This window comes from Pseudomonas fluorescens (assembly GCF_005938625.1).
GTDB classification, from domain to species: Bacteria; Pseudomonadota; Gammaproteobacteria; order Pseudomonadales; family Pseudomonadaceae; genus Aquipseudomonas; species Aquipseudomonas fluorescens_BD.
The window spans coordinates 35,977-48,885 of sequence record NZ_VCNJ01000020.1 but is presented as its reverse complement, the minus strand read 5'-3'; the positions used below and the strand labels follow the sequence as shown (position 1 = coordinate 48,885).

The 12,909-nt window shown below is 59.2% G+C and carries 11 protein-coding genes; 6 read left to right on the top strand and 5 right to left on the bottom strand.

The window, feature by feature from the left end; all coding sequences use genetic code 11:
* The first annotated feature begins 265 nt into the window (after positions 1–265).
* A complete protein-coding gene (locus tag FGA82_RS13655; RefSeq protein ID WP_016986741.1) occupies positions 266–1,729 on the top strand; it encodes a glyceraldehyde-3-phosphate dehydrogenase in 1,464 nt (487 codons plus the stop codon).
* A gap of 219 nt (positions 1,730–1,948) precedes the next feature.
* Here FGA82_RS13655 and FGA82_RS13650 read toward each other — a convergent pair whose 3' ends face one another.
* Positions 1,949–3,250: an MFS transporter gene (locus FGA82_RS13650; RefSeq protein ID WP_141127470.1), complete on the bottom strand. Its 1,302-nt coding sequence runs from the start codon at positions 3,248–3,250 to the stop codon at positions 1,949–1,951.
* Positions 3,251–3,412: 162 nt separating this feature from the next.
* Between FGA82_RS13650 and FGA82_RS13645 the strand changes: the two genes are divergently transcribed.
* Positions 3,413–4,357, top strand: a complete 945-nt coding sequence (locus FGA82_RS13645) for an FAD:protein FMN transferase (RefSeq protein WP_249384245.1) — start codon at positions 3,413–3,415, stop codon at positions 4,355–4,357.
* A gap of 197 nt (positions 4,358–4,554) precedes the next feature.
* The gene (gene sthA, locus FGA82_RS13640; protein ID WP_007984277.1) at positions 4,555–5,949 is read left to right on the top strand and encodes a Si-specific NAD(P)(+) transhydrogenase; all 1,395 of its coding nucleotides are present in this window, start codon (positions 4,555–4,557) and stop codon (positions 5,947–5,949) included.
* Between the two features lie 42 nt (positions 5,950–5,991).
* Here sthA and FGA82_RS13635 read toward each other — a convergent pair whose 3' ends face one another.
* Positions 5,992–6,714 carry a glycerophosphodiester phosphodiesterase gene (locus FGA82_RS13635; RefSeq protein ID WP_095121056.1) on the bottom strand — a complete coding sequence of 241 codons (723 nt, stop codon included), beginning with the start codon at positions 6,712–6,714 and terminating at the stop codon, positions 5,992–5,994.
* Between the two features lie 14 nt (positions 6,715–6,728).
* Entirely contained in the window at positions 6,729–7,310 is a 582-nt protein-coding gene (locus FGA82_RS13630) for a PilZ domain-containing protein (RefSeq protein ID WP_016986736.1), read from the bottom strand.
* 94 nt (positions 7,311–7,404) lie between these two features.
* Here FGA82_RS13630 and FGA82_RS13625 point away from each other — a divergent pair, with 94 nt between their 5' ends.
* From FGA82_RS13625 to FGA82_RS13615, 3 genes are all read left to right on the top strand, one after another.
* The gene (locus FGA82_RS13625) at positions 7,405–8,655 is read left to right on the top strand and encodes a lipoprotein-releasing ABC transporter permease subunit (RefSeq protein ID WP_141127468.1); all 1,251 of its coding nucleotides are present in this window, start codon (positions 7,405–7,407) and stop codon (positions 8,653–8,655) included.
* Complete coding sequence (gene lolD / locus FGA82_RS13620; protein WP_141127467.1) at positions 8,648–9,346, top strand: lipoprotein-releasing ABC transporter ATP-binding protein LolD; 699 nt, start codon at positions 8,648–8,650, stop codon at positions 9,344–9,346. Before FGA82_RS13625 ends, lolD begins: the two co-directional genes overlap by 8 nt.
* A 63-nt stretch (positions 9,347–9,409) precedes the next feature.
* Entirely contained in the window at positions 9,410–10,654 is a 1,245-nt protein-coding gene (locus FGA82_RS13615) for a lipoprotein-releasing ABC transporter permease subunit (protein ID WP_141127466.1), read from the top strand.
* Between the two features lie 119 nt (positions 10,655–10,773).
* On the opposite strand, the gene FGA82_RS13610 is transcribed toward FGA82_RS13615, so the two are convergent.
* Both FGA82_RS13610 and FGA82_RS13605 read right to left on the bottom strand, forming a co-directional pair.
* On the bottom strand, positions 10,774–12,120 hold the full coding sequence (locus FGA82_RS13610; RefSeq protein WP_141127465.1) for a heavy metal sensor histidine kinase: 1,347 nt from the start codon (positions 12,118–12,120) through the stop codon (positions 10,774–10,776).
* Positions 12,120–12,800, bottom strand: coding sequence for a heavy metal response regulator transcription factor (locus FGA82_RS13605; protein ID WP_108225795.1), 681 nt, complete (start codon positions 12,798–12,800; stop codon positions 12,120–12,122). The genes FGA82_RS13610 and FGA82_RS13605 overlap by 1 nt, the downstream gene beginning before the upstream one ends.
* Positions 12,801–12,909: the final 109 nt, after the last annotated feature.

The following is a 12,909-nucleotide window of genomic DNA, read 5'->3' as shown; positions in this document are numbered from 1 at the left end:
CAGTTTGGACGAAATGTAGTGGTAACCATAAAAACCAGCCGTTTTTTTGTGGTTATGTAGTGCCGAAAGTGGCTGGTGTTACGGAGGGTTACAGACATCGTCTAACAGTCGTCGAAAAATTGACTGCGCTGAAAGCCCCGGTTTTACTGGGCTTGAGAGAGGCGTAATTTTTTTGAACGGAATTTTGTTACCGATTTCGCGACAAGCGCGCATTGCTACAGGAGGTTGTCGGCGGCATAATGTAGCCCCTTTTTTCTGCCCCTACATGTGGAAGGTTACCGTGACTCAGAAGCCCGACCAGTGTCTTGGTGAATGGATCGACCGTGAAGCACTCGCAGAAGCGATGATTCCGCTTATCGGTCAGCTCTACCGCAATAACAACGTGGTGAGCTCGATCTATGGCCGCAGCCTGATCAACCAGTCTGTCATCGCGATTCTCAAAGCTCACCGCTTTGCTCGCCACCGTTCTTCCGACGACAGCGAACTCTCCGTCCACGAAACATTCCCACTGCTCAAAGCCATGAGCGAGCTCAAGCTCGGCGCGGCTTCGGTAGATCTGGGCAAGTTGGCGTTCAAATTCCGCAACGAAGGCAATGGCCGCAGCGCCGAGCAGTTCGTTCGTGAAGAAATGGCTGACGTGGTTGGCCAGCAAAACGCTTCCGCACGTAAAGGCACCGACGTTGTGCTGTACGGCTTCGGTCGTATCGGCCGTCTGCTGGCGCGCATCCTGATCGAAAAAACCGGTGGTGGCGACGGCCTGCGTCTGCGCGCCATCGTCGTGCGCAAAGGCGCCGAAAACGACCTGACCAAACGCGCCAGCCTGCTGCGTCGCGACTCGGTACATGGTTCGTTCAACGGCACCATTACCATCGACGAAGAAAACAACACCATCACCGCTAACGGTAACCTGATCCAGGTGATCTACGCGAAGAACCCGACTGAAGTGGATTACACCCAGTACGGCATCAAAGACGCGCTGCTGGTGGACAACACCGGTGTATGGCGTGACGCTGATGGCCTGGGCCAGCACTTGCAGTGCCCGGGTATCGACCGCGTCGTTCTGACCGCGCCTGGCAAAGGCAAGCTGAAGAACATCGTTCACGGCATCAACCACGGTGAAATCACCGCTGATGACAAGATTGTCTCCGCCGCTTCCTGCACCACCAACGCCATCGTGCCGGTGCTGAAAGCTGTGAATGACAAGTTCGGCATCATCAACGGTCACGTCGAAACCGTTCACTCGTACACCAACGACCAGAACCTGATCGACAACTTCCACAAAGGCGATCGCCGTGGTCGTAGCGCCGCGCTGAACATGGTGATCACTGAGACCGGTGCTGCCACCGCTGCTGCCAAGGCCCTGCCTGAGCTGGCCGGCAAGCTGACCGGTAACGCGATCCGTGTTCCGACGCCGAACGTGTCGATGGCCATTCTCAACCTCAACCTTGAGAAAGCCGCCACCCGTGAAGAGATGAACGAGTACCTGCGCTACATGGCGCTGCACTCCGATCTGCACAAGCAAATCGACTTCGTCAATTCGCAGGAAGTGGTTTCGACTGACTTCGTCGGTTCGCGCCACGCTGGTGTAGTCGACGCTGAAGCGACCATCGTTCAGGACAACCGTGTTGTTCTGTACGTCTGGTACGACAACGAGTTCGGTTACAGCTGCCAGGTTATCCGCGTGATGGAAGACATGGCTGATGTGAATCCGCCAGCGTTCCCGCGCTAAGCTATAGCTGCACATGAAAACGCCCCGACATTGGTCGGGGCGTTTTTGTTTGGGGGAAGATCAAAAGATCGCATTGATTCTGTAGGAGCTGCCGAAGGCTGCGATCTTTGCTTTATGCTCTCATCGCTGGCAAGCCAGCTCCCACAGGTTTCTTGGTGAATTGCACAATTGCGTTAACACCCGAAACCCTGTGGGAGCTGGCTTGCCAGCGATAGCGTTCTATCGAGCGCCGCCGGGTATGGCCGCCTGCGCCGTGCGCAGCTCATGCTTATTGCCCCGGAACAACACCAACGTCGCAATCAACCCCAGCACCGCCGCACCACTGAGCCAGATCCCCGGTGCGGCCTTGTTATCCAGCACATGAATCAAATAAGTGCATGCCGCCGGGGTAAAACCGCCAAAGGTCGCCGTCGCCAGGCTGTAGGCCAGCGAAAACCCGGTCGTACGCACTTCCACCGGCATGATCTCGGTCAGCGCCACCACCATCGCGCCATTGTACGAGCCGTACAGGAACGACAGCCACAACTCGACAATCAGCAAATGGCTGAAGCTCGGGTTCGCCACCAGCCACGACAGGGCAGGGTAAGCGGTGAGAATCGCCAGAATCGTCGCCGCGAGCAGTAAGGGTTTGCGTCCAATCTTGTCAGATACCGCGCCCATCACCGGCAACCAGAAGAAGTTCGACAGGCCGATGCACACCGTCACCAGCAACGCATCGAAATCCGACAGGTGCAACTCAGCCTTGCCGAACGTCGGGGTGTACGCGGTGATCAGGTAGAAAGACACCGTGGTCATCACCACCAACGCCATGCCGGCGATGACGATGCCAAAGTTCTGACCGATCGAGCGGACAATTTCCTGCAGGGTAGGGCGATGTTTCCGTGCCTGGAATTCCGGGGTTTCCTCAAGCGAACGACGAATGACGAAGATCACCGGCACAATCATGCAACCTATCAGGAACGGCACGCGCCAGCCCCAATCACCCATTTGTTCCGGGCTCAGCCAGTGGTTGAGGCCAACGCCGAGCAAACCGGCGAAGACCACCGCCGCTTGCTGACTCGCAGACTGCCAGCTGACGAAGAAGCCCTTACGGCCCGGTGTGGCAATTTCTGCCAGATAAACCGATACACCGCCCAGCTCCACGCCGGCCGAGAAGCCTTGTAGCAAACGACCGAACAGTACGATCAGTGGCGCGGCGACTCCGAGGGTGGCATAGCCCGGCACACAGGCAATCAGCACCGTGCCGGCAGCCATCAATGCCAGGGTGATGATCAGCCCTTGGCGACGGCCATGACGGTCAATATAAGCGCCAAGGAAAATCGCCCCCAGCGGACGCATCAGGAAGCCCGCGCCGAAGGTCGCCAGCGAAAGCATCAGCGAGGCGAAAGCGCTGTCAGTCGGGAAGAAGGTTTTGGCGATGGCCGTGGCGTAAAAGCCATAGACCATGAAGTCGAACATTTCGAGGAAGTTGCCGCTGACAACGCGAAAGATCGCTTTGCCTTTGCCCGTGGTGGAGGACATGTTCAGGTACTCACTATTGGATTTTGTATAAAGATGTTGCAGATCCTTTAATTCATAATGGCCGCCGCGGTTTTACGGAGAGATGAATAATTGTTCACTGGACGGTTGCTTGGGCTTGTGATTCTTGGCGGCATATTGGCTGGCTGCGGTAATGGCGAGTCCATGGAAAGCTTCGGCGGGCCTACCATGGGCAGCACGTATTCGATCAAGTACGTGCGCCACGCTGGCATGCCTGAAGCGACGCAGGTTCGCAGTGAAGTGGAGAGCATCCTCGGCGAAGTCGATCGGCAGTTGTCCACCTATCGCAATGATTCGGACATCGAACGTTTCAACGCTCTGCCCGCGAATAGCTGCCAGAAAATGCCTGCATCGGTACTTGAATTGGTCCGCACAGGCGAACAGCTCTCAGCGCAAAGCGAAGGCTCCTACGACCTCACCGTCGAACCGCTGATGAACCTTTGGGGCTTCGGCCCACAAGGTCGTGAAGAGAAAGTCCCTGATGCCGCTGCGCTGGCCGAGGTGATGCAGCGGGTCGGTCACCAGCATCTGCATATCGATGGCGATCAGTTGTGCAAAGACGCGGCCGTCGAAGTCGATTTCAACAGCATCGCCGCCGGTTATGCCGTCGACACCATCGCGGCAAGGCTCGATGCCATGGGCATTCAAGACTACTTGGCCGAAGCCACAGGTGAATTAAAGGCCAAAGGCAGAAAACTCGACGGCTCACCCTGGCGCATCGCTTTGGAAGAACCCCGCGACGATCAGCAGGTCGCCGAGCGCATCATCAATGTCGACGGCTACGGCGTTTCCACCTCCGGCGACTACCGTAACTATTTCCTGCAGGACGGCCGGCGTTATTCCCACACCTTCGATGCGCGCACCGGTGCACCTGTCCTACACGACCTGGCCTCAGTCACGGTGATTCATCCTTCAGCGTTGATGGCCGATGGACTATCGACGCTGTTGCTGATTCTCGGCCCCGAAAGGGCGTGGGACTATGCCGAAAAACATGACATTGGTGCATTCTTTGTCATTCGTGCCGATACAGGTTTTGTCGTTCGCACCAACACCGCTTTCGAACGCCTCAGTGGCAAGAAAACTGACTGAGAACAATACGAAAGCTGGCGTTGTAGTGCAGGCAAAAGTAGCCTACGACGCGACCAAGGGTTAATGTGCGCGGCGTTGACGCTTCTATAGACTGTGTCCGGGTTCTTGATTGACCCCCAATTGTTCCTTCGCGCCGCCGTTCGGCGTGATTTAGCCGCCGGTGCTGCTGGCACCGCGGCCTGTTCTGAGGAGTACGCATGGCTGTCTACAACTACGACGTGGTGGTGCTGGGTTCCGGCCCGGCGGGAGAAGGCGCGGCAATGAACGCCGCCAAAGCAGGGCGCAAGGTCGCGATGGTCGACAGCCGTCGCCAGGTCGGCGGCAACTGCACCCACCTCGGCACCATCCCGTCCAAGGCACTGCGTCACTCGGTGCGGCAGATCATGCAGTTCAACACTAATCCTATGTTCCGGGCGATCGGCGAGCCACGCTGGTTCTCCTTCCCGGACGTGTTGAAAAGCGCCGAGAAAGTCATTTCCAAACAAGTCGCTTCGCGCACCGGCTACTACGCCCGTAACCGCGTCGACGTGTTCTTCGGCACCGGCAGCTTCGCCGACGAGCAAACCATCGAAGTGGTCTGCGCCAACGGCGTGGTCGAGAAGCTGGTGGCCAAACACATCATCATCGCCACCGGCTCGCGTCCTTACCGCCCGGCGGACATCGATTTCCACCACCCGCGTATCTACGATAGCGACACCATCCTCAGCCTCGGCCACACCCCGCGCAAACTGATCGTTTACGGCGCCGGCGTGATCGGTTGCGAATACGCATCGATCTTCAGCGGTCTGGGTGTGCTGGTTGAGCTGGTCGATAACCGTGGCCAGTTGCTGAGCTTCCTCGACTCGGAAATCTCCCAGGCGTTGAGCTATCACTTCAGCAACAACAACATCACCGTGCGCCACAACGAAGATTACGATCGCGTTGAAGGCGTCGATAACGGCGTGATCCTGCACCTGAAGTCCGGCAAGAAGATCAAGGCCGACGCCTTGCTCTGGTGCAACGGCCGTACCGGTAACACCGACCAACTCGGTCTGGAAAACATCGGCGTCAAGGTCAACAGCCGTGGCCAGATCGAGGTCGACGAGGCTTATCGTACCTGCGTGCCGAACATCTACGGTGCCGGTGACGTGATTGGCTGGCCGAGCCTGGCCAGTGCCGCCCACGACCAGGGTCGTTCGGCTGCTGGCAGCATCGTTGATAACGGTAGCTGGCGTTTCGTGAATGACGTGCCGACCGGCATCTACACCATTCCGGAGATCAGCTCGATCGGCAAGAACGAGCAGGAACTGACCCAGGCCAAAGTGCCGTACGAAGTCGGCAAGGCGTTCTTCAAGAGCATGGCGCGTGCACAGATCGCCGGTGAGCCGCAAGGCATGCTGAAGATCCTGTTCCACCGTGAAACCCTGGAAGTGCTCGGCGTTCACTGCTTCGGTTATCAGGCGTCGGAGATCGTCCACATCGGTCAGGCGATCATGAACCAGCCGGGCGAACTGAACACCTTGAAGTACTTCGTCAACACGACGTTCAACTACCCGACCATGGCCGAAGCCTACCGGGTAGCGGCGTACGACGGCCTCAACCGGCTTTTTTGACGGGCTCCGGCCGGTGGCCTGAGCCGGCCGGGGAGACCGATTTCAGCAATTCTCGAGGGTGGCAGTGGCCAAACCGGGAAAGTCTGTAATCAGGCTGTCAACGCCGAAGTCGGCGAGTCTGCGCATCAGCGCAGGCTCGTTGACGGTCCATACCGACACATGCAGCCCCTGACGCTGCGCCTTCTGCAGGCGTTCCGGCGTACACAGCGTCCAGTTCAAAGCCAGAATCTCACAGCCATAGCTGGCCGCGACCTTCAGCGGGTCGAGCCAGGCGTACTCGGCGACCAAGCCCCGCGATACGTCCGGCACCAGATCCAGCGCTGCTTTCAGCACTTCCCGCGAACTCGAGGTGATCGTCACCTTGTCGAGCAGGCCATGGCGCTGGGCCATTTCACGAATCGCCAGCACCGTGGTTGCCGCGCGAGTACGTGACGCACTCTTCACTTCCAGTTGCCAGTGATCGAAATCGCATTTTTCGAACAGTTCTTCCAGCGTCGGAATCGGGCACGGCTTGATCCAGCCCGGGCCGCCCTTGCGCGCGTCGTAGGTCACCAGTTCGGCGGCGGTATGTTCGACGACCTTGCCACGGCGTTCCGTGGTGCGTTTGAGGGTCGGGTCGTGGATGACCATCAACTCGCCGTCCTTGGACAGGTGCAGATCGAGTTCGCAACGGCGCACGCCGTGCTTGAGACATTCCTGAAAACTGCTCAGGGTGTTTTCCGGTGCTTCGCCCTTGGCGCCGCGGTGGCCGTAGATGAGGGTCACGGTTCTTCCTTAAATTAAATGCCTGATTCGTTCTGTTCGCGGGCCAGACGTCGTTCCTGAGCCTGCTTCTGCAAGATATAGCGGGCGAGCAACTGGCGCTGGGCGTCGGTCAAGTGTTCGAACTCGGTGCCGACGTCATAACCTTCGCCCTTGCGGTCGCAATGGGTGACACGGGCGCGCAGCAACAGGCCCAGAGCTTGTGGCATCAGCACCAGTTTCACCGACAAGTGTGCGCCAGTGGCAATCGGCGTCGGGTACTGAAAGTCGATTCCACCCTCGGAGATGATCACCGGTTGCGGCTCGCCGATATGGCCGAGAACGGTCAGGGCGACCACCTGGCTAAGCAGGTCGATGCGCTTGTTCTGGGATTTCAGGAACGCGGCGATGGCCCGGTCGCGCTCGCTGATCTGGCGCAACAGGTGCTGCGACTCGAATTCGCTCAGGTGCAGTTCGCTGAGCAGGTTGAAGAGTGGGGAAGCATCCTGCAACACTTCCTGGCCTGCGGCTTCGGGAGCGGACAGGGGCCGAATTTCCAGTGCGATCGTGTCCTCGATACGGTAGTATTCGCGGCGATCTTCTTCATCTAATGTCGACATGGCGAACCCATGGTAGCGGCGGTGGTCTGAGTGTAAAGCTGGTTATCGACCCCCGCCACAAGGACGTTCCTTTTCCCTCCGAACAAGCCCCGACATGTTCAGACCTCTCTTCGTATTTATCGGCACGCGTTATACCCGTGCAAAGCGTCGCAATCATTTTGTGTCATTCATTTCCCTGACTTCGATGATCGGGCTCGCCCTTGGCGTGGTCGTGATGATCGTCGTGCTCTCGGTGATGAACGGCTTCGATCATGAGATGCGCACCCGCGTGCTGGGCATGGTGCCCCACGCGACCATTGAATCCACTGAGCCGATCAACGATTGGCAAAGCCTGGCCACCCAGGTCAAACAGAACCCGCAGGTGACGGCGGTTGCGCCGTTCACCCAGATGCAGGGCCTGCTGACCAATAACGGTCAGGTGTCCAAGGTGTTGCTCAGCGCCATCGACCCTGCGCTCGAGCGCAACGTGTCGATCATCGACAACTTCATGAAGCAGGGCAAACTCGACGATTTGACGCCGGGCAGCTTCGGCATCGTCATCGGCGACAAGGCCGCGACCAAGCTGGGCGTGAGCATCGGTGACAAAGTCACCTTTGTTGCGCCGGAGGTCAGCGTGACCCCGGCCGGGATGTTTCCGCGCATGAAGCGCTTCACCGTGGTCGGCATTTTCCATGTCGGCGCCGGCGAGCTCGACGGCTATCTGGGCGTCACCAACCTGCAGGATCTGGCGAAGATGCACCGCTGGAAACCTGATCAGGTGCAGGGCATCCGCCTGAAGTTCGACGATCTGTTCCAGGCGCCGCGTGTGGCATGGAACATCGCCCAGCAGCTTGGCGAAGACCATTACTACGCCCGCGACTGGACCCGCACCCACGGCAATCTGTATCAGGCGATCCGCATGGAAAAAGCCATGATCGGCCTGCTGCTGTTGCTGATTGTCGCTGTGGCGGCGTTCAACATCATTTCCACGCTGGTGATGGTGGTGAACGACAAGAAGGGCGACATCGCCATTCTGCGTACGTTGGGCGCGACACCGGGCACGATCATGCGCACGTTCATGGTGCAAGGCACGGTGATCGGTGTGGTGGGCACGGCGATTGGTGCGGTGGTCGGGATTTTCGCCGCACTTAACGTCAGCGCGGCGATCTCGGCACTGGAAGGCCTGATCGGCCACAAATTCCTTAATGCTGACGTGTATTTCATTGATTATCTTCCGTCGCAGGTACAGAGCCAGGATGTCGTCATGGTCTGCGCTGCTGCGTTGGTCCTGAGTTTTCTCGCCACCCTGTATCCAGCCTGGCGTGCCGCGCGCACCCAGCCGGCGGAGGCGCTACGTTATGAGTGAGTCGGGCATGAGTGAACAAGCAATTCTGAGCTGCCGCAACCTGGGCAAATCCTACGAGGAAGGCCCGGAATCGGTAGAAGTACTGGCCGGCCTGCAACTGGAGTTGCACCCGGGCGAGCGTGTGGCAATTGTCGGAACCTCGGGTTCGGGCAAAAGTACGTTGCTCAACCTGCTCGGCGGCCTCGATACGCCGACGAAGGGCAGTGTCTGGCTCGACGGTGAAGAGCTGTCGGCACTTAGCGAGAAGAAGCGTGGCCTGCTGCGTAACCGTGCGCTCGGTTTCGTTTACCAGTTCCACCACTTGCTGCCGGAATTCACCGCGCTGGAAAACGTCTGCATGCCGCTGCTGATCGGCAAGACGCCGATCCCGGAAGCGCGTCAGCGCGCCACGGCTTTGCTGGAACGCGTCGGCCTCGGTCATCGTCTGGCGCACAAACCCTCCGAATTGTCCGGTGGTGAGCGTCAGCGTGTTGCCATCGCCCGTGCGCTGGTGAACAAGCCTGGCCTGGTGATGCTCGACGAGCCAACCGGCAACCTCGACTCCCACACCGCCCAAGGTATTCAGGATTTGATGCTGGAACTCAGCACCTCCATGCGCACGGCGTTCCTGGTGGTGACCCACGACATGAACCTGGCTCGCCAGATGGATCGCGTACTGCACCTGCAAGAAGGTTGCCTCACGCCTGTCTGATTGGCTGAAACCCGGCGTCTGCAAAGGCGTCGGGTCTTTTATTTTTATACGGTGCCCCAGCGAATGTTCAGACCGTTATCGATCTTTATCGGCACGCGCTATACCCGCGCCAAGCGCCGCAATCGCTTTGTTTCGTTCATTTCGATGACCTCGATGATCGGCCTCGCCCTCGGCGTGCTCGCAATGATCGTGGTGTTGTCGGTGATGAACGGCTTCCAGCGCGAAATGAGCTCGCGCATCCTCGGCATGGTGCCGCACGCGACCATCGTGGGCGTCAAGCCGATCGATGACTGGCAGCCGGTTGCTGCCGCCGCGATGAAAAATCCTGAAGTGACTGCCGCCGTGCCGTTCACCGAAATGGAAGGGATGCTCTCCTATAAGGGCCTGATGCAGCCGATCCAGATCAGCGGCGTCGATCCGGCCCAGGAAGGCAAGGTCTCCATCGTTGCCCAGCACATTGTGCAGGGCCGTCTGGATGCCTTGAAACCGGGCGAGTTCGGCGTGGTGATTGGTGAAATCACCGCACGACGTTTCCGCCTCAACGTCGGCGACAAAATCACCCTGATCGTTCCGGAAGTCAGCACCGCGCCAGGCGGAATCACCCCGCGCATGCAGCGTCTGAACGTGGTCGGCGTATTCAAGGTTGGCGCTGAACTGGACGGCTCAATGGGCCTGATCCACGTGGCTGACGCCGCGACCATGCAGCACTGGGAGCCGAATCAGGTACAGAGCGTGCGTCTGGCGGTCAAAGACCTGTACGCCGCACCGAAAGTCTCCTCGGACATCGCCGCTGGTTTGGGCGCGGACTTCAAAGCTGACGACTGGACCCACACCCAGGGCAGCCTGTTCAGCGCGATGAAAATGGAAAAAACCATGATCGGCCTGCTGTTGCTGATGATCGTCGCGGTGGCGGCGTTCAACATCATCGCGACGTTGATCATGGTGGTGAACGACAAGGGCGCGGACATCGCGATTTTGCGCACCATCGGCGCCACGCCACGGCAGATCATGGCGATCTTCATGGTACAGGGCACGGTGATCGGCATTGTCGGCACATTGATCGGCGGCGTGCTCGGTGTGATCGCGGCGCTGAATGTCAGTGAGTTGGTCGGCTGGGTCGAACGTGTGAGCGGGCAGCATATCTTCAGTTCCGACGTGTATTTCGTCAGCAATCTGCCGTCGGAATTGCAGGGCGGGGATGTGCTGTTGATCTGCTCGGCAGGCTTTATTCTGAGCTTCCTGGCGACGGTGTATCCGGCCTGGCGGGCGGCGAAAATCGAGCCGGCTCACGCCCTGAGATATTCGTAAGCGACTCCATGCTCGTTCCCACGCTCTGCGTGGGAATGCCTCAACGGACGCTCCGCGTTCGGCTCTGGAAGGGACGCGGAGCGACCCGGGCTGCGTTCCCACGCAGAGCGTGGGAACGATCAGGTTCGAGGCAGCTCGATCACAAACCGCGTCCATCCCGCTTCGGATTCGCAATGAATCTGCCCACCATGGGCCCGGGCGATGGATTGAGTAATCGCCAACCCCAATCCCGCATGCTCACTGCTGCCTTCCTGCCGCGCCGGATCCGCTCGATAAAAACGGTCAAACAGCCGTGGCAACAACTCCGCAGAAATCCCCTCACCACTGTTTTCGACTGAAACCCGCACAGCGTTCGATACATCAACGATTCGCACATTCACCGTGCCCTCAGCCGGGGTAAACCGCAGAGCGTTATCCAGCAAATTCGACAAGGCCCGGCGCAACATGCTGCGATCACCCTCGATCCGCGCATAACCCTCGCGCGTCAGCTTCACGCCGGCGTCCTCAGCCAAGGGCGCAAAAAACTCCAGCAGCAGATCGGTCTCATCCGCCAACGCCAGCGCTTCACGTTTGGGCATCAGCAAACCGTGGTCAGCCTTGGCCAGATACAACATGTCGTTGACCAGTTGCGCCATCCATTGCAGCTCTTCGAGGTTGCTGTGCAGCGCCTCGCGGTAATCCTCGATCGGCCGTGGCCGGGTGAGGGTGACCTGAGTGTGGGTCAGCAGGTTCGACAGCGGTGTACGCAGCTCATGGGCGATGTCGGCGGAAAACGCCGAGAGCCGCTGAAACGAGTCGTCGAGGCGGGCGAGCATGGCGTTGAAGCTGTGGGCCATTTCCGCGAGCTCGGGAGGAATTTGCGCTTCTGGCAGTCGGGCGTTGAGCGAGTGTGCGGAAATCCCGCGAGCCACCGCGCTCATGCGCCGCAATGGCTGCAAACCACTGCGGGCAGCCCATGCGCCGAGCAGCGCCGTAGCCAGTGCCGAGAGACTGACGGTCAGCCATATCAGATGTTGCATGCGCTGCAGAAAGTGCTGGTGATGGGTGATGTCGAGCAGCAGGGTCAGTTGCGGCGAATCAGTTTTGTTCGGGTAGAGCGGGGCGTTGAGCACCCGATAATCCGTGCCGGCGCTGCTGATTGTCGATAGACCCGATTGTTGCGGCAAATCCTTGGGGATCAGCGTCGAACTGTCGTACCAGCGTTGGCCGTCACTGTCAGTGATGCGCAGCGACAGATCGGCCTGGCGGCTCAGCTCATCCGCCAACCGCGCCTCGCGTTGTCCGGGCTGCACATCTTGCAGGGCGCGGCGCAGGCCGATCAGTTTACCGTCCAGTTGTTGCTGGTCGAGTTCGATGAAGTGCGCCTCGCTGGCGCGGTTGAACAGCACCCCGGCGAACAGCGAGACCACAGCGGTGCAAGCGGCGAACAACAATGCCAAGCGCGAACTGAGGGACAAGCGGCGCATCAGGCGCAACGCTCTTCAAGCACGTAACCCATGCCGCGAACGGTGTGGATCAGTTTGTTGGGGAATTCGTCGTCGATCTTCAGGCGCAAACGGCGGATCGCCACTTCGATGACATTGGTGTCGCTGTCGAAATTCATGTCCCAGACTTGCGAGGCGATCAGCGATTTCGGCAACACTTCACCTTGGCGACGCAGGAGCATTTCCAACAGCGCGAACTCTTTGGCGGTCAGGTCGATGCGCTGGCCACTGCGCTCGACCCGGCGGCGGATCAGGTCCAGGCGCAGATCGGCCAGTTGCAAGCTGGTTTCCTGTGGCGTGGCACTGCCGCGACGCAACAGGCTGCGCACCCGTGCCAGCAGTTCGGAGAAGGCGAACGGTTTGACCAGATAATCATCGGCACCCAGTTCGAGGCCGTGAACCCTGTCTTCCACAGCATCTTTGGCCGTCAGAAAAAGTACCGGCGTATCCAGCCCGGCGCTACGCACTGCGTGCAAAATCTGCCAGCCGTTGCGGCCCGGTAGCATCACGTCGAGGATCAGCAGCGCGTAATCACCGCTCAGCGCCAGTTGCTGACCGCTGTTGCCGTCGGCCACCAGTTCGGTATTGAACCCGGCCTCGGTCAGGCCCTGGCGCAGGTATTGGCCGGTTTTCGCTTGGTCTTCGACGATCAGCAGTTTCATGGGCGACTCAGTGGATTCGGGGTGTAGAGATGAAAGCGTTATACCTTGAGGGCATGCGACAAACGCCAACCTGACAAAGTTGTAATCTGCCTGTCAGGTAGATGCCAGC